25 protein-coding genes and 1 pseudogene are annotated in these 21,237 nt (G+C 72.0%); 10 read left to right on the top strand and 16 right to left on the bottom strand.

The features are described 5' to 3' along the window. Positions 1–121 precede the first annotated feature (121 nt). Positions 122–1,540, top strand: coding sequence for a hypothetical protein (locus ACQRUO_RS08340; protein ID WP_428315101.1), 1,419 nt, complete (start codon positions 122–124; stop codon positions 1,538–1,540). Between the two features lie 33 nt (positions 1,541–1,573). Here the strand turns inward: ACQRUO_RS08340 and ACQRUO_RS08335 are convergent, their stop codons facing one another. Then, positions 1,574–2,173: a hypothetical protein gene (locus ACQRUO_RS08335; RefSeq protein WP_428315100.1), complete on the bottom strand. Its 600-nt coding sequence runs from the start codon at positions 2,171–2,173 to the stop codon at positions 1,574–1,576. Between the two features lie 148 nt (positions 2,174–2,321). Here ACQRUO_RS08335 and ACQRUO_RS08330 point away from each other — a divergent pair, with 148 nt between their 5' ends. Then, positions 2,322–2,465, top strand: a complete 144-nt coding sequence (locus tag ACQRUO_RS08330) for a hypothetical protein (RefSeq protein ID WP_428315099.1) — start codon at positions 2,322–2,324, stop codon at positions 2,463–2,465. A gap of 141 nt (positions 2,466–2,606) precedes the next feature. On the opposite strand, the gene ACQRUO_RS08325 is transcribed toward ACQRUO_RS08330, so the two are convergent. Beyond that, positions 2,607–3,269 carry a Type 1 glutamine amidotransferase-like domain-containing protein gene (locus tag ACQRUO_RS08325; protein WP_428315098.1) on the bottom strand — a complete coding sequence of 221 codons (663 nt, stop codon included), beginning with the start codon at positions 3,267–3,269 and terminating at the stop codon, positions 2,607–2,609. A 647-nt stretch (positions 3,270–3,916) separates the two neighbouring features. Between ACQRUO_RS08325 and ACQRUO_RS08320 the strand changes: the two genes are divergently transcribed. Further along, positions 3,917–4,381, top strand: coding sequence for a phosphotransferase (locus ACQRUO_RS08320; RefSeq protein ID WP_428315097.1), 465 nt, complete (start codon positions 3,917–3,919; stop codon positions 4,379–4,381). Positions 4,382–5,272: 891 nt separating this feature from the next. Here ACQRUO_RS08320 and ACQRUO_RS08315 read toward each other — a convergent pair. Further along, complete coding sequence (locus ACQRUO_RS08315) at positions 5,273–6,160, bottom strand: DUF6215 domain-containing protein (protein ID WP_428315096.1); 888 nt, start codon at positions 6,158–6,160, stop codon at positions 5,273–5,275. Positions 6,161–6,227: 67 nt separating this feature from the next. Then, a complete protein-coding gene (locus tag ACQRUO_RS08310) occupies positions 6,228–6,641 on the bottom strand; it encodes a winged helix-turn-helix transcriptional regulator (RefSeq protein ID WP_428315095.1) in 414 nt (137 codons plus the stop codon). Positions 6,642–6,726: 85 nt separating this feature from the next. On the opposite strand from ACQRUO_RS08310, the gene ACQRUO_RS08305 reads away from it, so the two are divergent. Further along, positions 6,727–7,539, top strand: a complete 813-nt coding sequence (locus tag ACQRUO_RS08305) for an NAD(P)H-binding protein (RefSeq protein ID WP_428315094.1) — start codon at positions 6,727–6,729, stop codon at positions 7,537–7,539. A gap of 220 nt (positions 7,540–7,759) precedes the next feature. Here ACQRUO_RS08305 and ACQRUO_RS08300 read toward each other — a convergent pair whose 3' ends face one another. The 5 genes from ACQRUO_RS08300 to ACQRUO_RS08280 all read right to left on the bottom strand — a co-directional run bounded on the left by ACQRUO_RS08300 (position 7,760) and on the right by ACQRUO_RS08280 (position 10,884). Then, on the bottom strand, positions 7,760–8,080 hold the full coding sequence (locus ACQRUO_RS08300) for a hypothetical protein (protein ID WP_428315093.1): 321 nt from the start codon (positions 8,078–8,080) through the stop codon (positions 7,760–7,762). 102 nt (positions 8,081–8,182) lie between these two features. Continuing rightward, positions 8,183–9,193 (bottom strand): terpene synthase family protein, encoded by a 1,011-nt coding sequence (locus tag ACQRUO_RS08295; protein ID WP_428315092.1) that lies wholly within the window; start codon positions 9,191–9,193, stop codon positions 8,183–8,185. Between the two features lie 141 nt (positions 9,194–9,334). Next, the gene (locus tag ACQRUO_RS08290) at positions 9,335–10,306 is read right to left on the bottom strand and encodes a phosphotransferase family protein (protein WP_428315091.1); all 972 of its coding nucleotides are present in this window, start codon (positions 10,304–10,306) and stop codon (positions 9,335–9,337) included. Between the two features lie 135 nt (positions 10,307–10,441). After that, complete coding sequence (locus ACQRUO_RS08285) at positions 10,442–10,675, bottom strand: RICIN domain-containing protein (protein WP_428315135.1); 234 nt, start codon at positions 10,673–10,675, stop codon at positions 10,442–10,444. A 29-nt stretch (positions 10,676–10,704) separates the two neighbouring features. Beyond that, complete coding sequence (locus ACQRUO_RS08280; RefSeq protein ID WP_428315090.1) at positions 10,705–10,884, bottom strand: hypothetical protein; 180 nt, start codon at positions 10,882–10,884, stop codon at positions 10,705–10,707. 478 nt (positions 10,885–11,362) lie between these two features. Between ACQRUO_RS08280 and ACQRUO_RS08275 the strand changes: the two genes are divergently transcribed. The 5 genes from ACQRUO_RS08275 (at position 11,363) to ACQRUO_RS08255 (ending at position 14,720) form a co-directional block, all read left to right on the top strand. Further along, positions 11,363–11,611, top strand: a complete 249-nt coding sequence (locus ACQRUO_RS08275) for a helix-turn-helix domain-containing protein (RefSeq protein ID WP_428315089.1) — start codon at positions 11,363–11,365, stop codon at positions 11,609–11,611. A 21-nt stretch (positions 11,612–11,632) separates the two neighbouring features. Beyond that, positions 11,633–12,379, top strand: coding sequence for a hypothetical protein (locus ACQRUO_RS08270; RefSeq protein WP_428315088.1), 747 nt, complete (start codon positions 11,633–11,635; stop codon positions 12,377–12,379). A 417-nt stretch (positions 12,380–12,796) separates the two neighbouring features. Beyond that, positions 12,797–13,042, top strand: coding sequence for a hypothetical protein (locus tag ACQRUO_RS08265; RefSeq protein WP_428315087.1), 246 nt, complete (start codon positions 12,797–12,799; stop codon positions 13,040–13,042). Between the two features lie 153 nt (positions 13,043–13,195). After that, complete coding sequence (locus ACQRUO_RS08260; protein ID WP_428315086.1) at positions 13,196–13,393, top strand: LuxR C-terminal-related transcriptional regulator; 198 nt, start codon at positions 13,196–13,198, stop codon at positions 13,391–13,393. Between the two features lie 250 nt (positions 13,394–13,643). Then, complete coding sequence (locus ACQRUO_RS08255) at positions 13,644–14,720, top strand: terpene synthase family protein (RefSeq protein WP_428315085.1); 1,077 nt, start codon at positions 13,644–13,646, stop codon at positions 14,718–14,720. A gap of 123 nt (positions 14,721–14,843) precedes the next feature. Here ACQRUO_RS08255 and ACQRUO_RS08250 read toward each other — a convergent pair. The 3 genes and pseudogenes from ACQRUO_RS08250 to ACQRUO_RS08240 all read right to left on the bottom strand — a co-directional run. After that, positions 14,844–15,013: pseudogene (locus ACQRUO_RS08250) on the bottom strand (IS5/IS1182 family transposase); the annotation flags it as partial. A 51-nt stretch (positions 15,014–15,064) separates the two neighbouring features. Further along, positions 15,065–15,616 carry a hypothetical protein gene (locus tag ACQRUO_RS08245; protein ID WP_428315084.1) on the bottom strand — a complete coding sequence of 184 codons (552 nt, stop codon included), beginning with the start codon at positions 15,614–15,616 and terminating at the stop codon, positions 15,065–15,067. A 110-nt stretch (positions 15,617–15,726) separates the two neighbouring features. Then, positions 15,727–16,080 carry a hypothetical protein gene (locus ACQRUO_RS08240; protein WP_428315083.1) on the bottom strand — a complete coding sequence of 118 codons (354 nt, stop codon included), beginning with the start codon at positions 16,078–16,080 and terminating at the stop codon, positions 15,727–15,729. Between the two features lie 30 nt (positions 16,081–16,110). On the opposite strand from ACQRUO_RS08240, the gene ACQRUO_RS08235 reads away from it, so the two are divergent. After that, positions 16,111–17,022 carry a hypothetical protein gene (locus tag ACQRUO_RS08235; protein ID WP_428315082.1) on the top strand — a complete coding sequence of 304 codons (912 nt, stop codon included), beginning with the start codon at positions 16,111–16,113 and terminating at the stop codon, positions 17,020–17,022. A 570-nt stretch (positions 17,023–17,592) separates the two neighbouring features. Here the strand turns inward: ACQRUO_RS08235 and ACQRUO_RS08230 are convergent. The 4 genes from ACQRUO_RS08230 to ACQRUO_RS08215 form a co-directional block, all read right to left on the bottom strand. Beyond that, complete coding sequence (locus ACQRUO_RS08230) at positions 17,593–18,309, bottom strand: DUF6193 family natural product biosynthesis protein (RefSeq protein ID WP_428315081.1); 717 nt, start codon at positions 18,307–18,309, stop codon at positions 17,593–17,595. Between the two features lie 536 nt (positions 18,310–18,845). Further along, positions 18,846–19,319 (bottom strand): SRPBCC family protein, encoded by a 474-nt coding sequence (locus ACQRUO_RS08225; protein WP_428315080.1) that lies wholly within the window; start codon positions 19,317–19,319, stop codon positions 18,846–18,848. Continuing rightward, entirely contained in the window at positions 19,316–19,837 is a 522-nt protein-coding gene (locus ACQRUO_RS08220) for an RNA polymerase sigma factor (protein ID WP_428315079.1), read from the bottom strand. Before ACQRUO_RS08220 ends, ACQRUO_RS08225 begins: the two co-directional genes overlap by 4 nt. Further along, positions 19,834–20,736 carry an alpha/beta fold hydrolase gene (locus ACQRUO_RS08215; RefSeq protein ID WP_428315078.1) on the bottom strand — a complete coding sequence of 301 codons (903 nt, stop codon included), beginning with the start codon at positions 20,734–20,736 and terminating at the stop codon, positions 19,834–19,836. Before ACQRUO_RS08215 ends, ACQRUO_RS08220 begins: the two co-directional genes overlap by 4 nt. Positions 20,737–21,237 lie beyond the last annotated feature (501 nt).

The following is a 21,237-nucleotide window of genomic DNA, read 5'->3' as shown; positions in this document are numbered from 1 at the left end:
TGCATACGAGGCCAGTTGACATAACGTGAGCATCACGAGCAGACTCCCGCGCAGCGTGGCGGCTCGCCGGCGGAAGCGTGTGGAGCTGGCGAGTCGTCTCACATCGCCAGAGAGGACGCTCATGCGAAGGCGCATCAGGCACCTCGTCACCGTGTTGACGGCAACAGCCGCGCTCGTCCTTCCCACAGCTGCCACGAGCGTGGCGACGCCGGCTTCCGAGAGACCGCACCTCGTGGCCGAGCTGTTCAGCGGCCCCGCAAACCTGGACTGGACGGCCACGACGGCAGGACTGAAAGCAGGCAGGCCACTGGCCGCGCTGGGTCTCACGGCGCGCGGCACGTCCGCCGCCCCGACCCTGGCCTCCGAGACCAAGGAGAGCCAAGCGCACGCACGCGACGGGAGCACGGGTCCGCGCGCGTCGAGTCACGTGACCAACGCCCCGTTCGATCCCACGGCGGAACCGGCCGAGCTGACCTTGGCCGACTGCGCGTCAGGCGCCGCCGCAGGCCCGGTCTACGCTCCCGACCGGTTCGACATCTGTGAGACTGCCGTCCTCGGGGCCCGCGAGCTCGAGGAGCCGGGCGACATCGTCCAGGGTGTGGCGGAGTTCACGGACACCCTCATCGGGGGCGCGGGATTCGGTGACCAAGCGGACCGGGCACTGGCGTTTCAGGAGTACATCTCGAACGTCAGCGCATTCCCCGTCGGGCCGGCCTGGAATCCGGCGATCTTCTTCGACTCGGAATCGTTCTGCACCGCGGTGCTGGGAAGCGGAGCCTGCCGGTCCCGCACGGACTTCCACGTCGGTCTGCTGACGGACTGGCTCGCCAACGGCGGGGACTCGTGGCAGTTCGCGCTGACCGTGCCGCCAGGCGGTGGCGTCGGGCGCGACGACATCATCAAGGAGGTCCTCAACGAGGGCTTCAACGTGGTCTTCCCACCCCCCTTCGATGCCAGGAACCCGATCGTCAAGATGCCGGACCTCAACGTGCGCTGGGACGACGCCTCCTATGTCAAGAACGGCTACGGCGGGGACGGAGCAGCGATCTTCGACTACATCCCGCCGCTGATCTACAACATGCACGGGCAGGGCACGGACGAGGTCGCCGCCCACATCGCCGACGCGTTGCTCTACCCGGACCAGACGGTGCCGGCCGAGCCGCCGGGAGTGACCAAGGTGCTCCCCGGCTTCATCGACAATCCACTGCACCGCCTGTACCGCAGGTACAGCCCGCCGACCAGCGTGCTGCGCTACGACCGCAACGGCAGGATCGCCCGCGGCACGTGCGGGGCCCGCAACGGCCTGGACTGCGATGAGTTCCCGATGGCCTCCACGTACGAGGGAGCGGCGAAGGCCGAGTACGAGCCGTACTCGGACCCGAACGCGTACTCGGTCAGGCTCGTCGACCCGGAGCAGAACAGGACCGCCGGGGGGATAGCCAAGCTCTTCTACCGCTACTACCGAGTCCTCGATCCGGGGTACGACGCGAACTACCACCCGCAGAACTGGGACGCCTTCTACGTGGAGATCCTCAGCTGAGAGCAGGGCAGTCGCTGGGGGTCGGAGGGGCAGTCAGCAGCGCAGACCGACGATGCCCCAGCCGCGGCGCTCTGCCTCCGTGACCACCTCTCCCCAGTCGGCGAGGAGGTCGGCAAACGCGTCGAAGGTGTTGATCCATCCGTCGGTATCTGCGGCGTGCCGGCCGAACGGCTTGCGCAGAAGCTCCAGTCGGGGCTCCGCATGCCGCCACCAAGCGGCGATCAGCGGCACCTGGTCAGGCGGACGCCACAGCAACAGGTCTGCCTCCCAGGTGCACAGCCGCTCCGGAAGCTCCGAACCGACCCCGGCGGTGCCCTCCAGGCCGTGCCAGAACAGCGCATCGCTGAACAGGTCCAGCGCCCGGCGCACCGTCGGCTCGACGAAGTCCCGCACGTGGTCCCAGCGGTGGCCGGCCCAGAAGTGCGGCTTGTACGAGCCGAGCGCGTGCCGGAAGGCATACCTGCCGTACCACTGCTCATCCGGCTGCGCGGGCCACGACCACCCATGTTCGGGCCGGTCGCTGCTGTACGCCGCTCCGAAGGCGGCATCGATCAGCAGTTCTTCCCTGGCACCGGGCGCTGCCGCCTCCACCCGCGGCCAGTCCACGATCAGTGTCACCATCCCCATACCCATCACAGCAGCCTAGGACAGGGAGGCCGGTGGTGATCAAGTGAGGCCAAGGCAGCTGCTCCCCGCTACCGGCGGTTCGCCACCGAGCCGTCGCTCGGAGAGCGGGGACGTCCCTCCCCGCGGGAGGCCACCACGCGAGACACTGCCTGCCATGACTGACTGGGCCATCACCACACCCGGGCCATACGACCGGCAAGCGGTCACGGAGGCCGTCGACCTCTTCGAGACCGTGCTGGGCCACGGCGTCCACACCGTCGACGGGGTTCTCGAGGGGCTGCGCACCCGTGATCAGTGACAAGTAGGGAACCCGCGCTCCACCTCGCCCAGGCCTCCCCGGGCCGCCCTGCCCGGCCTGTTCCACGTCCGGCGCCACGACCGCGCGCTCGGCCGGGGCGAGCAGGCAGGGTCGTGAAGGCGACGGGTCCCCCGTGGCTGTTCAGAAGAGTCGCCAGTGACCTTCGGAGACGATCTCGACGACTCCGTCGACGACCTTGAGGGCGGTTTCGTCGTCGATGGCGTAGGCCGGGTTCGGGAGGGTGGCCGCCCAGCGTTCGGCGTCGGCCATGGTGTTCTCCGGCAGGGCGGGGTGGTCCAGGTGGGGGAAGAGGGAGAAGTCGACGAGGCCGAGGGTCTCGTCGTTGCCGGTGGGCGACTTCCATTCGACGAAGTCCTCGCCGATGCGGGGCGTCATCACCATGCTGCCGGCGCTCAGCCCGACCCATACCTTCTCGTGCAGGGAGGGGAGCAACTCCGCCAGGCCGGACTGGCGCATCCAGTGGCACAGGTACAGCGCGTCACCGCCGTTGGCGAGCAGGACGTCGGCCTGCTGGACCCAGGGCAGCCAGCGTTGCGTGCCGATGCTGGGCAGGGCGGTGAGTTCCAGGACGCCCATGGATCGCCAGCCGAGCTCGCACATCGGGGTGGTGGACTGCCCGGTGATGAAGCGCCAGGCTCCGGCCGGGCTCCCCATGGGGTGTCCGTAGCCGGCGGTGGGGATGCACAGGGCGTCGGCTTCCTCGATGGGCTTGCCGAGGAGGTCGACCAGGGCCTGCCGGATGCTGGGGTTCTTCACTCCGGCGGAGGTGAGGAGCAGTTTCACGATGCCTCCAGCGCAGGGGTGATCGTCCCTGCGGACATGGTGCCGGATCCCGCCGTGGCAGGGCGGACAGCCGGGGGCGGTCTGGGCGTTCGCAGTGTGGCACACCGGTGTGACGGTCCTCGCGGTGGTCACGTCGATCGCCGGCCGCCGCCGGTTGAACCTGCACCGGACGTACCGGGCCATCGGTGACCAGGACGTGAAGGCCGTCGCGGCCGTCCTGTCCGCTGGATGCATGATCCGAGGTGAGCGGGCGTCACATGGCGATCGGTGTGCGCGGCGGACCCGCGCGTGCCCTTCCCGCTGTGCGGACGCGGCCACCCGGCCCGGCTCCGCCGGCACCGGTCACGAGGCCGCTCGGACGCTCCATCACGAAGTGGCGTCCGTTGCCATTGTGATGGTGCGTCAGGGAGGGGACGGCCGCCCCGCTGCCGCTGGGTCGCCGCGGACGGCGCCCAGTTCCAGCACACCGCCTACCACCAGACCGGTGCCACCACGAACTACCAGACCACCGGCGACGACGACTGACCACCGGGACCAGCGCCCCGGGGCCGTGCGCAGACCCGCCATGGCCTCGGGGTGGTGAGGACGAAGACGAGAAGGGGAAACAGTGACGACGTCCGAGGACAGGTACTGCCCGTCCTGCGTTCTTGGCGGCTACCGACTTCGGCGTGGTGGGCTCCCAGGGCTGTCACGCCGTCTACGAGGGCGAGGACGAGGACAGCCGGCCCGTCGCGATCCGCGCCGTGTGCCTGGACGCCGAGCAGCAGCTGCACCGGCGCCTGGAGACCGAACTTGCCTCGCTGGCCCACCTGTCGGGCACCGGGCCGGCACCTGCCGTGCTGGCGAACGGGCAGGACGACAAGCTGCGCTACCTGGTCACCCAGTGGCTTCCCGGGCAGACCTGGCGGGCGCACCGCAAGGAGCACGACGCCCGCCAGGCCCACCGCCTCCTGCCGGCCGCCGCCTTCGCCCTGGCCGCCCTGCACCGCTGCCGCCCCTCGACGGCCCGGCCGCCCGGCACTGGCCGGCCCTGTCCCGGACCCTGGCCACCGCACTGTCGTGGGCCCCGAAGGACCGTTACCCCGACATTGCCTCCTTCGCCCACGCCCTAGGCGAGGCCACCACTCCCACCGACTGCCGCACACCGGCAGGTGACAGCGGCCCACGCTGACGCCGACGGCGAGGTCCCGCAGGGACGGAGCGGGAAGCAGGTCGGCGTCGGGGGCGGACCGCGAAGCGGGGGAGCAGGGGAGAGGGGTGGGGCTGCTCGCAGGCCAGGAAGCGCATCGCGGCCGTGCACAGCCCACATCCAGCGGCAGGGTTGTGTCAGCGAGCCTCGACGCGCATGAGCAGTTGGGGCGGTTGGGTGGTCAGGGGGGTGAGTCCCCAGCGGTCGGCAATGGTGGCGAGGACGAGGGTGGCCTGGGTCCTCGCGTACCGGTCGCCGATGCATTTGCGGGCGCCGGCACCGCGGCGACGCCGAGTAACTACAACACCGCCGCTTGGGCCAACGCCTACAACACCAGCGGTTCGGTGAGCCTGAACACCAGCGGAGTGGCGATCGGCAGCTACGACGTCTGGCTGCTCGCGCGGACAGCGTCCAACGGCGCCTACGACACCCTGGCCGGCCCAGTGCCGCTGGTCGCGGCGGCCCAGACCGGCACGGTGAGCCTGCCCGTGATGAGCGTCTCGCCGCGGGGGGCCGGAGCAGTGGGTCCCGGCGGTGCCGCCACCCTGCGCCGTCGCCGCCAGGCGGAGATCAACGGACTCCAGCCTTCCTCGTCGTACCTGACGGGCTCCGGCAGGCACGAACAGCGCGAAATCACCACCCCCGACTCACTGGCCTCGACCACCGCACCCCATCCGCCGCACCTGACCACCCGTCCGGCGAACACTGCGAATCCACGGGTTGTTCTTGTCACTGGGTGGTTGGTCGGTGCGCTCCGCAGCGGGTGGCTTCGTCCAACTCGGCGAGAGCGAGGGGTCGTCCGGCAGGCAACCGGCTACTGGGCCGCGCCCGCCGGTGCTTCCGCCCCCTGGTCCATCCCCGAGTCCGTCCACGGGTCCGTGCCGGTTATCGTCACCGTCCCCGCTTCAGTGCCCGTCCTCGCCCCCGTCGCCGGTGGCGGGCTGGCGGGCGGGGCGGACGGGGCAGTCTGGGCGGCGGTGCCCGCGACCCAGCCCGGCAGGTTCGGCAGGACCGCTTCGGCGATCCGGTAGAGGCTGGCCTCGTCCGGCGGCGCGGTGTCCTGGCGCCAGATCGCGAGTTCGTAGGAACCGCCGTGCCCGTCCGGGTGCTTGCCGATCACCAGGTTGTCTGCGACCCCGTTGGGCGCGCGCGAGGACGAACCGCCGCCGAGCGAGAAACTGATGCCGATGGTGTCCATCTGGTAGGTGGTGCTGAGGTGGCCGCGCACCGAGCTGCGGTGGTGCGCCGCGGAGCCGAGGATCTCGGCGTCGGTCACGTCCATGTCGTCGTCGTCCGTGAGGCGCAGGGAGATCTGGCCGATCTGGAGCTCCGCGCTCTTGTCGACCTCCTTGGTGCCGTCCGAGTTGGTCCAGTGCGCGCCGGGTCCAGCCTCCGTGACCCGGTCCATCGGTGATCCGACGAGGGCCGGCAGATCGGGGCGGTTCAACGCGGCGCACAGCACCGGGTACTCGGGCGAGTCGTCGGCCGCCGGGGCCTTGCAGGCGGCAGCGGCGGCGGGCTTCTTCGCGGCCTGCTCGTGGTGCTGGAGCACCAGCAGCCCGCCGAACAGCACGGCGCCCATCGCCAGGGCCGCCACCACCTGGACACCCACCCGCATGTTCTCTTCGGTGCCCGTGCCCTGCTCCCCGCCCTGCGCACCGTCGGGATGTGCCGACAGCCCCGTACCCTCGTGATCAGTCACGGGCGGGACACTATCCGACGACAAGTTCGGATGCATAGGAGTTATCAGGGCGCCGCCGCCCGTCCGGTCAGCGGATTCCGGCGTCGGGATGTAGGGCATCCCATTCCTGGCGTGCCCGTGCGATCGCATCGCGCTGTTCTGCCGACCAGTCGGCGAGGGCTCTCACCAGATGTGTGAGGCTGTGGCCCATCGTGGTGAGCTCATACTCGACTTGCGGGGGCACCGTCGGGTGCACGGTCCGGCTGATCAGTCCGTCGCGTTCCAGCCGGCGCACGGTGAGCGTGAGCATCCGCTGCGAGATACCGGGTACGGCGCGTTGGAGTTGGCGGAAACGGCGGACGCCCTGGGCCAGTTCGACGATGACCAGGACCGACCATTTGTCGCCGATCCGGTCGAGCACGTCGCGGATCCCGCAGTCCTCGTGCTCGTCGCCGCAACTGACGACAGGCGAGGTGGTTACCGCTGTGTGCCCTGCTGACATGGAAGTGCCTCCTTACGCCCTCCGGCGCAAACCCGCAGGATGATCCCGGTTACCGAAGAGAACCTACCGGAACGGGAAGACCCTGATGATCCTGGTTACTGGCGCCACCGGCGCCCTGGGCACGCTGATCGCCGAGCGGCTGGCCGACTGTGACGACACTGTCCTTGGAACGCGCGATCCTCGGCGGCTCCAAGCCAAACTGCCCGTACGTCGCATCGACTTCGACGACCCCGCCACTCTCATCAAGGGCTTCGAGGGCGTGGACGTGCTGCTGCTGATCTCCGCAGGCTACGGCGAGGACGACACCGTCATAGCCCGGCACGGCGCCGCCATCGACGCTGCCGAGGAGGCCGGCGTGGGGCATGTCGTCTACACGAGTCTGACCGCCGACGGCGATCACCTCGCCTACGCCCTGCCACACCGCTGGACCGAGCGTCGACTCCAACAGAGCACCATGGGCTGGACGATCCTGCGCAACGGTCTCTATGCGGAGTTGCTGGCTGGACTCGCGGCGCCGTCGGCAGACGGGCGGATCACGGCCCCGCTCGGCGAGGGCCGCCTGGCAGCCGTTGCCCGCGCGGACCTGGCTGACGCCGCGGTACGTGTGACGGTTGAGGCCCCCGCTCATGCGGGGCGCATCTACGAACTCGTCGGCGAACAGGCCATCGGCGGTGCCGACCTGGCCCGCGCGCACGGGCCGCACGTCACCTACGAGCCGCAGACACTCGCCCAGGCCCGTGCACACATCGCCGCTTCCGGCGCCGAGTTGTTCCAGGTGCCGATGCTGGTGAGCACCTACTCCGCCATCGCCGCCGGATTCATGTCCCGCACCGGCGGTGACCTGCGGCAACTGCTGGGTCACGCACCCCGCTCCCCGCTCGCCGCCGTCCTCGCGTAGCCCCTGGAGCAGCGACGGCCGGCAGCGTCCGTGACCGCACCGGCCCGCGCGGTACTCCGGCACGGCGACTTCACCAGCCGGGACGACCTGATCGAGAAGATGGACGCCTGGATGATCCAGCGGAGCGGAACGTCCCCGCCCGTTCCGCTGGACCCACCAGGGCACTCCGCTGTCACTCGAGGAGGCGGCCTGACCCCTCCACGAACTCTGCGGGGTGGCACTAGCGCTGTTTCAGGGCGATCCACCGCCCGGGACGGGCCAGTGCCATCAGCATGAGGGGCCAGACGGGCTGGGAGTGGCAGTGGAACTCGACAACGGACCCGTCTGTCGCGGTGAACGTGCGTACGGGACTGCGGCGCCTGCCGGTCGAGGTCAACCGGAGGGTGTGCGGGCCGGACGGCAGCCGGGTCTCGAAGACCTCGTCCGGCGCGATGCGCCCGACCTCCTGATCGTCGAGCAGGACCGACCAGGAGGTGTGGCGGTCCTGGACCGCCACCGTCGCCCCCGGCATCGAGCGCTCAATGCGCAGTGTCGTGGTCATCGTCTCCGCCTTTCACGGGGGTGCACATCCGTCCGTCCGACACCTACCGGCCCGGCCGAGGGCGCACCGGCGCCAACCCGGCGGACCTGTGCGGCCAGAGCACTAGAAGAGGTAGGCCGCCGATGTGCCCAGCCCGCGGGGCTTCGTGAGCGCTCCGAAGGTTGTCCGGCCGAAGCGGCCGGTCAGTTCGTGCCACCGGTACGAACCGGCCAGCGCCTCCTGCAGGGCTCCGACGAATTCCACCGCCTCGGGCGGTACGGCCCCGGGGGCCTCGGCGAGGGTGTCCACCCTGGCGGTCAACAGGGCGTTGACGACGTCCTCGGCGCCGCGCCGGTCGCTTCCGAGGACCTTGCGGGCCACCTCCACACCGTTGTTGCCGACCGTGCCCTCGTCGACCTCCCGGTCGTAGGACACGATGTCGTTGTGCAGGCTGACGCCGTCCACGAACGCGTCCAGGGCGGTGCGGAACTCGCGGCGGCCGTGGACGTGCTGCGGGAGCTCGCCGATCGTGTGTTCCATCAACACGGCGGTGAACTGCAGACCACCGAAGTCGCGGCGGGCCCCGAGGTATTCGATCAGGTCGGTCACGGCGTGGTCGACGTGGTCGAGCTCCCAGAGCACTCCGTCCAGGAAGCGCCGCACGCTGCTGACGAACCGGTCGCGCCAGGGCAGGGTCATGGTCGCGGCGGTGCCGGTCCACAGGTCGGCGAAGGCCCGCTCCACCGGATTGTTCGGGACGAGCGGCCGAGGGAGGCCGTCCAGCGGCAGGAACTGCATCAGCCGTTCCACCTGGGCCCCGGCCGACGCCTGGTCGTGATCGCGACGGAAGAGCGGCAGGAACAAGTCGTCAACGAACCACAGTGCGACGTGCCAGTCCGTGATGAGCTCCAACTCGCGGGCGTCGGCATCCGGGTGGGTCAGGGCGATGAACAGCGGGAAGTCCGCCCGGCTGAACGTGTCCTCGCTCCACCGTTCCGGCCACTCCAGGTACTCCTCGTCGAACATGCCCATCCGCCCCGCCCACTCCTTGGCACGTACGCGGGCCTGATCGACGTTCGGGTTGAGCCGGGACTGGAACGGCATGTGGAACCGCGGCTGCGCAGGAAATCCCATGATCGGCAGTTTCCCGCTCCGGCGCCCGCTGCGGGACCCGATCATGCCGCAGTCACCCGAAAGCGTTGAGTTGCACGCCGCACCGCAACCACCGGCCGACGGTGCTCTTCAGTGCCACGCCCGGGCCCGAGCCGACTTGGCTCAGCCCAGTGCGTCCATCAGGGAGGTGAGATAGGCATCCAGCCGCTCTTCCACGGCTCGTGTCGTCAGCTCGGTCCGTCCTGCCGCCCGCCATGGCTGCGCCAGCCACTGCACTTCCTCCGAGAACGCCAGTGGCTCCCGCACCTGCCAGTACAGCCGCTCGTCCACGGCCGCGGCCAGCATCCCGCCGGCCTCCTGGTATGCCTCGGTGAAGCGCAGGCCCCACACCGGGCCGTGCAACAGAGCGAGATTGGTGGCGCAGTGCGCCACGTCCAGGTCCGCCGGGCCCCAGGAGGCCGCCGCCCAGTCGACGACGCCGGTGATCCGGGCCCCGGCGGCACCGGCCGGGTCCTCGGGCGGCAGGTCGAACAGCACGTTGCCGGGCTGGAAGTCCCGGTGCAGGAACCGCCCTTCGTAGCTCGGTGCGGGGTTGCGGATCACGTCGATCGCGGCGGCCCAGGCCGCGGCGTCGGCGCCGTCGGGGGTCACGACCGTGTCGGCGGTCGTCAGCGCCACGTACTCCCGGGGTCGGACGGCCGGCCGCACCGCGTGGACCGCCACGAGTTGACGGGCCAACAGCGGCAGGCGCGCCTCCAGCCCCTCGTCGTCGAGGACCGTCCGGCCCGGCAGGTGGGTCATGAGGAGCGAAGGGTACTCGCAGTGTTCGGAGGTCGGATCGACGGCGACGAGTCCGGGAGCCGGCACGCCGGTGCCGGTGAGCGCGGTCAGGGCGTCGGCCTCCCTATGCAGGAGCTCCTCGGCCGGCCCCTGCCGGGGCGCGTCGACGAAGGAGCGCAGCACCAGGTGCCGGGTGCTTCCGTCCCGCGTGCTGATGGTCAGCCTCCGCATCTCGGCGGTGGCGCCACCGTGCAATGCCTCGGATCCGACGATCCGCTCGCCGGCCTCCAGGTGCCGGCGCGCCCAGGCCAGTGTCAACGGTCGGACGGTCGCCGCCTCGTCATGGTTGGTCACCGTGCCACCTCATCATCCGGACGGCGGCACGCGCGAACCCTTTCGGACCGGTCCACCGGGTCCGCTTGTTCGAAGGTGCTGGATCAATCACAAGCCGACCCCCCGGCCAGGTCCGTGCTCGCCTGCGAACACGGGTCAGCTGATCGTCCACTGCTGCTGCGGCGAGTTGATGCTCACCTGCTGCGTGAGCGCGGCCCCGTTGGCGCTCGAAGCGGCGGTGAGCATCAACCCGCTGCACACCGAGGAGACGAGGTAGGAGCCGTTCGACAGCGGCGTGAGGGTCCAGAGCTGGTTGGTGTTGCCGTTCACGGCCCAGGTGTCGAGCTGGGTGCCGGCGTGGGGGCTGCTGCCGGGGACCTCGAGGGCCAGGCCGCCGGAGATCAGGGTGTGGGTGCTGCTCAGGAGGGGGTGGCGAACCGCTGGGTGGCGGCTGGGGTCGAACCGGTCGTGACGGTGGCGTGGGGCGCGCCCGCCGCGCCCACCGCGCCCGCCGTGGCGACCGAGGCGGTGGTGGTCAGACCGGCGGCGGCGGTCAGGGCGAGGGCCGTGGCGGCAAGCGTGCCGAGGAGTTTACGCATTCGAGTGGCTGACACAGAGACTCCTTCGTCGGTGTCCGGGTGCGCCGGGCGGGCGGCGAGCCGGAGGGCGCGGGGGGCCTCGCCATCGGCAACAGAGCTTCGTGTTCGGCCCGTTCGGCTGCTGAAGAGCACATCATCGAGCCGGTCGAGGCACCAGGAAGAAGGACGGGACGAACCACGGGAAGAACCCGCGTCCGACCGGACGAACCGGCGGGATCAGTCACCCATGCCGAGGATGCACCAGAGTTGACGCTGCATCAGCTATCAGGTAGCCGTTCCCGCCACGACGACGGACGCGCACGGTAGGGCAGCCGCAGGCGGGGTCGCCCACCATCCTGCTGAAGGGGAGGGTTCGGGGCCCGACACTCCTGCTCTTCCGGGTGCGGGACGTGTTGTGGTGTCCGAACACCAGGGGAGGGTGTGTTGGTCGAACAGTCGAACAACGGAGTTCGCGCTGGGCCGGTGCGGCGGTGGACCGGTGAGGGGGTTCGGCGAGATCCTGCGTGAGGGCCGCCGGTCGGCCGGGCTGACCCAGGAGGAGCTCGCCGAGGCGGCCGGCCTGTCCGCCCGGTCGGTCAGGGACCTCGAGCGGGGCCGACGCGGGCGCCCGCAGCGCCGCACGGTGGAGCAGTTGGTGTCGGCGCTGGGGCTGGCGGGGACCGGCGCCGCGGGGCTGCTGGCGGCCGCACGCCCCGGTCGGCCGGCGGACCCGCCGTCGGTGCGCTGACTGGAGTACCTGGCCCGGCGGGTGCGCGGCCTGCCGCTGCTGGTGCTGCTGGCCGCGCGCCCGGACAGCGGGACGCAGGTCGAGCCGCTGCTGGAGCAGCTTGCCGCGCAGTCGCACTGCCGGCCCGTCGAGCTACCGCCCCTCGCCGCCGACAGTGTGGCCTCGCTGGTGCGGACCAGGCTGGGGGAGGAGTCCGACCCGCGGTTCGCCGCCGCCTGCGCCGAAGCGACCCGGGGCAATCCGCTGCTCCTGCGCGAGCTGCTGCGAACACTGGCCGACCACGGGGTCAGGCCGGCCGGCGATCAGGCGCCCGTGGTGGAGGAGTTCCGGGGCCGGATCCTGGCGGGCACCGTGATCAAGCGCCTGGCGGGGGAGCCGGAGCCGGTCGGCGCGCTGGTCCGCGCCCTGGTGGTGCTGGGGGACGGCGCCGACTGCCGGGGCGCGGCCGAGCTCGCGGGGCTGGCAGCGGCGAGCGCCCGGGAGACCGGCCGCCGATTACAGCGGATCGGGGTGCTGGCGTCCGGTGGAACGGCGCGGTTCGAGCACCCCTGGTCCGCGCCGCGATCGCCGAAGCCCTGGTGCGGCCCGTGGAGTCGGCCGACGGACATGCCCGGGCGGCCGAACTGCTCCGGCGCGAGGGGGCGGCCGAAGCCGAGGTGGCGGCCCACCTGCTGCTGGCCGAACCGAACGGTGAGTCCTGGCGGGTGGACGTCCTGCGCCAGGCGGCGCGGGCAACCCGCGGCCGAGGGGCACCCGAGGTCACCGTGACCTATCTGCGCCGCGCCCTGCGCGAACCGATGACGGTCGAGGAACGCGGCCCGCTGCTGCTGGAGCTGGGCGCGGACGAGTTGCAGGTCGACGTCGGTGCGGCCCGGCACGGCCTGGCGCAGGCCGCGGAGGCGCTGACCGACCCGTACTCCCGGGCCCAGGCGGCCCACCTGCTCGCCCGCGCACTGTTCCTCGGGCAGCGGCGCGAGGACGCCGTCGACGTGTTCGCCCGCGCGGTGGAGGACCTGCGGGAGGCGGAGGACGGCAGCGGGACCGCCCGCGAGGTGTCGTGGCACCTGCAGGCCCAGATGCTGCTGACCGGCTACGACCAGCTGTCCACCCTCCCCGCCACCCGGCCGTGGGCCCGACGACTGCGGGAGCACGCACTGGGCCGGCGACACCCCCGGGGAGTGCGCGGTGCTCGCCGCGCTGTCCGTCTCGGCCCTCAGCGGCGACGCCGACGCCGCCGTCGTCGATGGCCTCGTCGACCGGGCGCTGCGCGGCGGTCTGGCGGGCACGGACGAGTCGCAGATGCTGCTGAGCCTGGCAAGGGGCTGGCCTTCGTGGCCACGGACCGGCTCGAGGACGCGGCGGCGCGGTTCGACCGGATCGCCGATGTGGCCGGGCGCTGGGGCTCCTTCCTGGAGATGTTGGCGGCGCTGACCTGGCAGGTGTCGGGCCCGGCGCAGCCTCACCCGGGCACTGGACCTCGCGCAGGCCTGCGGCAGCGTCCTGCTGGCCGGCCGGGCGCGTCGGGCGTTGACCGGGTTGGGCGTGCGCCCCCGCCCGGTGCCACCGCCCGCGCCCAGCCTGTCGATGACCGAGCACCGCGTGCTGGCGCTGGTCGGGGCCGGCCACAGCGACCGGCAGATCGCCCAGGCCCTGCTGCTCACCCCGCAGGATGTGACCGTCCTGCTCGGCCGGGCGGCCCGCACCCTCGGCGCGACCGACCTGGCCGACCTGGCCGACCTGGCCGGCCGGGCGCGGGGCCTCGCGCCCGCGAGCCCGCCGTGACCGCGCGACGACGGCCACCTCGCCCCGGCTGAGCCTGGGCGCGCGCGGTCTGACAACACGACCGCCTCAGGGGGCGCGCGCCGCCTGCCGCGCGCTCGTCGAAAACCTGGCTCGCTCCTGGCGTGGTTCGGAAACGTACCGGCTTGGCTGGAGGGTCGTTGGTCTGTCAACGCGTGAGACGGCTCACGCGTGCGCGCCGGCCGCCCGGGACGGTCGGCCGGCGTGGGTCCTTCGCATCAGGAGCCGACCGGTGTTTGATCTCGACCGCCGCACTTCGCAGTCGCAGGAAGCCTCACGCGCCGACCTAAGCGTTGACGCACTCGACTTCCTGACACAGTACGGCCTGCACCCCGCCCCCGAGACGTACTTGGCGCACGGGTACGTGGACCTGTGCCTCATGGCGTGGCCGACCGCCGGCGGCTTCCCGCTGCGCCTGGCCATGCGGTGGGCGCTGTGGACGTGGACGACCGACGACCTGTTGGACGGTGACCTTCGTACCGCCCCGCCGGAGGTGATCGAGCGACTCACCCGGTCGCTCCTGTGCGTCGGCGCTGACGGCGTCGAGCCCGCACCCGACGACCATCCCGTCGTCCATGCACTCGCGGGGCTGATCCGGCAGACCCGCATGACCATGCCCGACTTCTGGTGGCAGCGCTACCGCGAGCAGCTGGACGCCTGGATCGTGGCGGCGCGCGACAAGCTGGTGCACTACCTGCAGCCGGGGCGGACACCCACGCTGCGCGAGTACCTGATGCTCCGTCCGGCCGACGGCGGGATGCTGCTGGCCGCCATGTGGTGCGAACTCGCCGACCAGTGCATCACGCCGCACTGGACCGACCCCATGGTGCGCGACCTCCTCGATGCCTTCTCGACCTGCGGGATCCTCGCGAACGACCTTGCGGGCGGCAGCGGCGAAGGCGAGACCTTCAACGCCGTGGCCGCCCGGATGGCTGATGGCGACCTGTCCGAAGCGCAGGCGCGCCGGGACGTGAGTGAACGGCTGGAGGCGGAGGAACGGCGCTTCCGGTGGCTGTACCAGGCAGTCAGGCGCGGCTTCCCCGCCGGACCACCCCCTGCAGTCGCGACCACCACCAGCCCCCCGGGAGACCTGGTCCTGGACACCCACCGCTTCGTGCTCCTCCTCGATCAGTTCCGCGTGGCCCTGAGCGCATGGACGGACTCCAGCGCCCGGTACCCGGTGCCCGGCGCCCCGCGCCCGGTGCGCCGCGCCCTGCACAACGTCCTGATCTCCCCAGCCCTCCGCACGTGGCGGGCGGTGGGGCTGTGCTCCTGGCGGACACGGTTGAACGGTGATGCGTCGCTCTGAGAGTCCGCAGCGTGTCACCACGCCACCAGCACCTGCCGGGGCTCGCCCCACCTCGCTCGCCCGCCGCCCTTACTCCTCGACCGACCCGGACGCGGCCGCCACCACAACCGGACCTGACGTCCTCCCAGCTCGCTGAACGCCCTTGAGGGCCCTGATGTGAAGCCCATCGATCGCGGCATCGTCCACGTCCAGGATGCTTGTCGCCCGTAGCTCGCCAAGAAGAACCTCGTGCAGCCGGGGCCGGACCCGGCGTCGGTCCAGTCCCGCAGCCGACGCCGGGCGGTCACCCCCGAGTCGTTGTCACCTGGCCGGGGTCGTCCATCGCCCCGGCAACACATGATCGGTCAGGCTCGAACGGCAGTGATGGTCTGCGGACGGTGACCCTGCGTGGAGATGAGGGTGAGGGTGCGGGTCTTGCCGTTGTACTTGGCCTGCACGTCGCTGAGCCGGCTCCCGTAGGTCCAGGTGAGGTGCGCCGACGCGTCGCCGGAGACGGTCGCCGGGACGCTGGCCGCGGTGGCCCCACTGACATCCGGGTCATCGGTGGCCTGCGGGTTGTCGATGGTGATGGTCAGCGTCTGCCCGGACAGCGCCCACGTGCCGGAGCTGTCCTGGGGGGACGACTGCTCCTGCTGGTCCTGGATGTCGGCGAAGTGGCCTTTCCAGGTGCCGGATTCGGTGATGGTGAGGGTCACGGTGGTCCAGTGGGCGCCGGGCGTGGACACATTCCAGGTGCCGGCGGCGAACTTGCCCAACGCCACCGCGCCGAGCCCGCCGCTGCCGCTGCAGGCGGCCAGCGCCGCGGTGAAGGCGGAGGCGCCGAGGAGCCGCAGTGCGGTGCGGCGGGGAAGGACGGAGGTTGCAGTGCGCCAAGTATCGAGCGGTCCCACTGGCATGGCTCCTCGTTCAGAGTGCGGAACAGGCGCTCGCGCGCGTCCTCGCCCCCGTCACCAGAACGCCGCGGACGGCTCCGCCGGGAGCCGGTGTCGAGCGGGTGGTGAAGAACCTACCTGTGTACTGGGTCAGTTGGCAGCCGTTCCGCGTAACCAGCGGCGCTTCGGCGCCCGGCGGAGCTGAGCGCGCCCAGCGCGGCCCGGGCCCACTCGAGGTCGTCGAGGGCCGCTACTGCCGCACCGTCGGCCTGCCGCAGGTGCTGCTCGACGTCCGCGGCGACCTGGTCGGTCTGCAGGGTGGCAGAGCGCGACTCGTCGCCCTCGACCGGCGTGTACACCGGCGTGTACCCGCCACCGTGGTTGGGAACCGGCGGTCGGTGGCGCCCGCCGAGCCGGTACGGGAACTCGTGCGGGCGGCAGAGCCGTTGTGACGGAGCGGCGGCGTGTGCTGCGGTGTCACTGGACACCGCGGCGTGCGGCAGGGGGAGAGGGAACTGATGCAGCGAGCCACGTTCGCGCGTTGGTCGAGCGCGGTGCTCGGGATGGCAGTGACGCTCACCGCGTGCGCTGAGGGCCTTCCGATGAAGCCGGCCGGAGCGAAGGTCACGGAGGCGCGCGCGAGCGCCGTCGAGCTGATGCTGGGCAACGCGCGCACCGGTGGAGCCCTGACACAGACCACGCTGATGGCGGTGATCATCAAGTACGGCGGCGGCTTCGTGACCTCCGTGTCCGCGAGCGGTACTCCGGGTACCGTCGACTCGGAGCTGCAGCTCGACGCCGTCCTCGGCCCCGGGACCGTCCGATCCACCGTGCAGGGCGAGACGATCCTGGGCCCGGCCGCGATGAGGTGCTACCGGTTCACTGCCGGCTACCAGGACCCCGCGGCCGGGTACCGGGCGATCAAGTGTCCGGCGGGACTGGGCGCGGACCAGGCCGCCCGGTTGGCCGCGCGGCAGTGGGCGGTGCAGGAGGTGGCGTCGCGGTACGGCATGGGAGGGCAGGGCGTGGCCCGTGCCCTGCCGCAGACCGTGGAACAAGCCGAGCAGCTGCTCGGTGTCGGCCCCACGGGGCAGTACCCGGCAGTCCTGCCTCCGTCGACCGCCTCTGCCCTGCCGCAGCCCCGCGTCACCTCCACCGTCACCGCCTCGCCGGTACCGACAGCCACGGCAAGTCCACAGCCGTTGACCGCGTCCGCTTTCGCGGAGTCGGCGGGCCTGGCGGCGCTGGCCGTGCCCCAGCCCGACGGGGGCTGCGTCTTTGTCCGGTTCGCCCCGGAACCTGCTGACGAGCCGCACCCGGGTGGCCTCGACACGAACGGATGGGCCGCCCCCGTCGACGCCGCATGCACTGGTTCGGCCGCGCTCGCGACCGCCGGGTACGCGACGATGGACCCGAATGCCGGAGGGTGACAGGAGACGGGGACGACCTCCGGCAGGGGCCGGTCCCGCATCGTCAGCAGGCCGGAGGTCAGCGCCGGGAACGTGCGCACCACCACGTGCCGGCGGTGCCCTTGCCTGCACCGGGGATGCGGGGGACGCACACTTTACCTCCGCCTCGCTGATGTCACTCCCCGCGCAGCGCTCGTGGACCACGTCCACGGCCATCTGCCTTCCCTTCACGAGCGGAGGAGGTGCGGGATCCGGCGGGGACCCGGCGGACGAAAGACTCCGATACGCGTGCTCGGGGCAACACTTCTGGGTGCCCGTCGCGCGGGTCCCCGGCGTCCTGCTGATTGACGGGCCCGAACGCGCGGAGTGGTCCCGACGTCAGCCGGACCCCGCAGCCCGATTTCCCGCCCCCGGGGCGACGGCGACCGACGTCCGGCTTGCTGATGGTGAATCGGTGGTCTGTTGTTGCTGAGGGAGCGGTGGGGTGCCATCTGGATGCAGTTCCCGATGGAATCGGCCGGCTTGGTTCCGGGTGGCGTCGAGTGCACTCGGGCGCGACAGCAGCCATGGTCGGCCCCCGGTGCGCCCTGGTCAGCGGGCTGGACCGGTGTCCTTGGGTAGGGCGGCCACCACGAGGGCGACGGCTTCCTCGGGGCTCGCGGTATGTGCGACGACGTCCCCCTTGTCTCGTACGACGCATCGCCCGTCAGGGAGTGGATCGATCGAATACCCGACCCGGACATACGGGAACCGGGCGCGTGTGGAGAACCAGAGCATGAAGTGGCTGGTGACCGGTGTCAGCCGACGCAGTTCCGGCTGGGCGTATGCCGCCTCCAGGAGCGCGAGGTTGCGGGGGCTGCGGTCCCAGGGCGAGAGGCGGAGGGAGTCGAGCGTGTGACACCAAGCCAGTTCGACTGCGTCGAGCGGCTCGCGCTCGTGGGCGACGGCCCAGTCCCCGTACTGGATGAACGGGGCGACTTCCCGGGTCTGTTCGAGGCCTGCACCGCCCATCCAGGCGGTCGCCGCCCTGACCACCGTGGTCAGCTCGGTGGCCACTCCGGTCGCGAGCCAAGCGCCTTGCCCGTGGCAGCGCACCCAGTAGCCGCGCTCCTCGCGCAGGACGAGTACGACCACGCGCCGGTCGTCGTTGCTGAACTCCGCACTACGCTCCCCCTTGTCCTCCGGCATGGGGAGGGAGAGGTCGAGCTGGGCGGCGGTGCGACACAAGGTGTCCGCGAGGCTGCTTCCGGTCTCTGGTCGGGTGTGGGGCACGGGGTCGGGGACCGGGTTCGCCGAGGAGGAGGTCATGGCCCCAGTCTGCCGGTGAACTGTCATGCCGACCCGGGTGTTGACGGGGCTCGCGAAAAACGGCCACCCCGTGCACGTGGATTGGTGCGGGGGCGTTCACAAGGCGGACCGTAACCCGATCCGCCGACACGGGCCGTGGGCGGCGCAGGGCCGTGCCGCGCCGCCCGAGTGCTGCTCCTACCCGGCGGGCCGGCCGACACCGGATCGCCCCCGCCCCCGCCCCCGGCCGCGCAGGGCCGCCCGTGGCCGGCCCTGCCCCTCCCCAACCTGGCCAGCCCGGCCGGGCGCAAGGCCCACCGGGTCGACACCACCCACATCACGGCTGCCGAGTAGCGGCCAGCCCGTTTCGGGCTCCTGACACGATGGCGAACCCCTCACGCAGGTACCCCGGCCATCGGACGCATGACCTGAGGCTGTGGCCCACCGTCCCTGGTCGGGCATCTCTGCTACAGGGACAGCTCTGAGCCGCTGCCGCTGCCACCGCTTCCGACTGCGCACCCCACTGCGCCCGGGTCTCCCCTCGTACCGCCGCCTGATCACTCCCGCAGGCCCGGGTGTTCGGCGAGCCGGCGCAGGCCGGTGGCGCCGAGCAGACCGGTGAGCGGGCGCAGCAGCCGGGCACCCGGGACGCGCAGGCCGCCGAGGGTGGCGAACCGGGTGCCCCCGCCCTCCGGGACGGCGGCCATCGCGCCCAGCACGAACCGGCTCTGCATCACGCACCAGCCCGGCCGGAGGACCACCTCGAAGTCGGCGCGCCGGCCGAACCGTCCGACCGCGTGGGCCGTGCGCCGCTCGGTGTCGGCGGAGGCGTCGTCTGTGTAGCGGAAGCTCAGCACGGTGGGCAGCAGGTTCGGCAGCTCGCCCTCCAGGTCGGAGGCGACTGCCCAGACCCGGTCCATCGGCGCCGGCAGCACGATCTCCCGGTAGCGCATCGCGCCCGGCACGGTGGCGGCCAGCACCCGTAGCCGGCGGACGGGGTCGAGCTCGGCGACCATCCAGTTCTCGGTCACGACTCCCACACCTTCCGAAAGCTCTGCCGGGCCCGGGCCAGTCGGGACCGCACGGTGCCGAGCGGGACGGACAGCATCGAGCTGGCCGTGTTCTCGTCCATCCCCACCACGTCGCGCAGCACCAGCACCGCGCGGTGTTCGGGCGTGAGGCGGGCCAGGGTGTCCTCGATGTCGGCGGCCAGCTGCGGGTCGCCGGCCGCGCGCAGCTCGGCGAGCGGCTCGGCGACGGTTCGCCCGGCCCGTTGGACGGCCCGGACCGCCTCGCGCACCGCGATGGTCCGGGCCCAGCCGAGCAGGGCGGCCGGCTCGCGCAGCTGGCGCAGCCCGCGCAGGATCACGATCAGCGCCTCCTGGGCCGCGTCCGGCCCGTCCTGTCGGGCGATCGGGCCGCAGATCCGCCCCACGTAGGGGGTCAGCCGCTCCATCAGCTCCGCCAGCGCCAGCGGGTCCCCGCGCTGGGCGGCCCGTACGAGAGCGGGGTCGATCCCCGGCTCACCCTGCACCACGACTGCCGTCACCCCCGCTCGACCCGGACCCCGGGCATTCTGCCAGCGCGTCCGAAGAGCTCGCGCGCCGCCTCGGCGATCGCCTCCGGGGCCTCCTGGGGCAGCAGGTGACCGCCCGGCACGACCCGGACGTCGATCCCCTCGACTTCCCGCGTCGGGCGGGTCACCGGGTCGCGGTCGCCGCAGAGCATCAGGGTCGGCACGGCCAGCCGCTGCCCGCGGTGCCGGCCGCTGGCCAGCGCAGGGATGTCGTGCAGCACGAACTGCCAGAGCCACTGCTCGGCGGCCCGGGACCGGGCGGGCGTGCGGACCCGCTGGACGAACTCCTCCAGCACCTCGGGCTCCCAGCAGGACGGATCGGCCGTCCAGTGCCGGAGCACGAAGCGGGTGAAGCCCGGCCAGTGCCGCAGCACCCGGCGGCCGATCCCCGGGTACTCCCAGAACGCCGTGTACCAGAACCGCCAGGCGTCCAGCGGCAGTTTGCGCTCGGCCCGGCGCCACGGGTGCGAGGTGTTCAGCGCCAGGTAGCCGGCCACCCGCTCGGGGGCGGCCAGGCAGAGCAGGAAGCCGAGCCAGCCGCCGCACTCGTGACCGATCAGCCGGACCGGTTCGCGCAGCTCCAGTGCGTCCAGTACGGCCAGCACGTCCGCCACCAGCTCGGAGCTGCGGTAGCCGGACCGGGGCGCCTCGGACCAGCCGCAGCCGCGCAGGTCCAGGCAGAGCACCCGGTGGTCGGTGGCGAGCAGCGGCAGCACCTTGTGCCAGGCGTACCAGTGCTGGGCGAAGCCGTGCAGCAGCAGCACCGGCGGAGCCTCGGCCGGACCGGCCTCGGCGACGTGGAAACTGACGCCGCGTGCGCTGACGTACCGGTGGCTGACGCCGGCCTGCTGCGGCATCGGGCGGTCCCCCATGGCTCTTCCTCCTCGTGAGCGAGCCCCCGTGCGGGCTCTCGGGAGGAAGAGGCGGGGGAGTCCGACTTCTATCCTGTGACCTGCATCACTTCGGCCTCCGGTCGGTCAGCCGAGCCTGGCCCCGCAGGCGAGCCGCCGGGACAACGCTCCACCGCCTACTCCCGCAGCCCACGCGATGAACCAGACGCCGACGTTGCGCACCTCCCGCCCCAGGAAGCTGCGGCCGCCCGGGTTGGCGAGGCGATGGTGCCGGCCGGATGCCGCGGACGTAGCCAGCCTGCAGGGCGGACGTGTGGCGAGGTGCCGCCGGACGGCGAAAGCAGCGTGCTCGGCCTGTCGCGGTGCGGGCCAGCCCGGCCGTCCGGTCCTGCGACGCCCCGCCCGGCATGGGGGCACCTGCGAACCGCGCTCGCTCCAGTACGGCCCTCGCCCGCTCCACCGCCGCCCTGGCCCGCCCGGCCTCATCCCTCGGCACCGGGGACGTCCGGGCCTGTGGTCGGA

Origin of the sequence: Kitasatospora sp. LaBMicrA B282 (assembly GCF_050325825.1) — a bacterium.
GTDB lineage: Bacteria > Actinomycetota > Actinomycetes > Streptomycetales > Streptomycetaceae > Kitasatospora.
This window is presented reverse-complemented; position numbering and strand designations above follow the sequence as displayed.

What these genes read in the sequence shown, in the direction of transcription:
- ACQRUO_RS08245 (WP_428315084.1), bottom strand. Translation starts at nt 15,616, where the DNA reads ATGCCAGTGGGACCGCTCGATACTTGGCGCACTGCAACCTCCGTCCTT.
- ACQRUO_RS08330 (WP_428315099.1), top strand. Translation starts at nt 2,322, where the DNA reads ATGACTGACTGGGCCATCACCACACCCGGGCCATACGACCGGCAAGCG.
- ACQRUO_RS08295 (WP_428315092.1), bottom strand. Translation starts at nt 9,193, where the DNA reads ATGGGATTTCCTGCGCAGCCGCGGTTCCACATGCCGTTCCAGTCCCGG.
- ACQRUO_RS08230 (WP_428315081.1), bottom strand. Translation starts at nt 18,309, where the DNA reads ATGACCTCCTCCTCGGCGAACCCGGTCCCCGACCCCGTGCCCCACACC.
- ACQRUO_RS08235 (WP_428315082.1), top strand. Translation starts at nt 16,111, where the DNA reads ATGCAGCGAGCCACGTTCGCGCGTTGGTCGAGCGCGGTGCTCGGGATG.
- ACQRUO_RS08280 (WP_428315090.1), bottom strand. Translation starts at nt 10,884, where the DNA reads ATGCGTAAACTCCTCGGCACGCTTGCCGCCACGGCCCTCGCCCTGACC.
- ACQRUO_RS08215 (WP_428315078.1), bottom strand. Translation starts at nt 20,736, where the DNA reads ATGGGGGACCGCCCGATGCCGCAGCAGGCCGGCGTCAGCCACCGGTAC.
- ACQRUO_RS08260 (WP_428315086.1), top strand. Translation starts at nt 13,196, where the DNA reads ATGACCGAGCACCGCGTGCTGGCGCTGGTCGGGGCCGGCCACAGCGAC.
- ACQRUO_RS08340 (WP_428315101.1), top strand. Translation starts at nt 122, where the DNA reads ATGCGAAGGCGCATCAGGCACCTCGTCACCGTGTTGACGGCAACAGCC.
- ACQRUO_RS08305 (WP_428315094.1), top strand. Translation starts at nt 6,727, where the DNA reads ATGATCCTGGTTACTGGCGCCACCGGCGCCCTGGGCACGCTGATCGCC.
- ACQRUO_RS08335 (WP_428315100.1), bottom strand. Translation starts at nt 2,173, where the DNA reads ATGGGTATGGGGATGGTGACACTGATCGTGGACTGGCCGCGGGTGGAG.
- ACQRUO_RS08300 (WP_428315093.1), bottom strand. Translation starts at nt 8,080, where the DNA reads ATGACCACGACACTGCGCATTGAGCGCTCGATGCCGGGGGCGACGGTG.
- ACQRUO_RS08310 (WP_428315095.1), bottom strand. Translation starts at nt 6,641, where the DNA reads ATGTCAGCAGGGCACACAGCGGTAACCACCTCGCCTGTCGTCAGTTGC.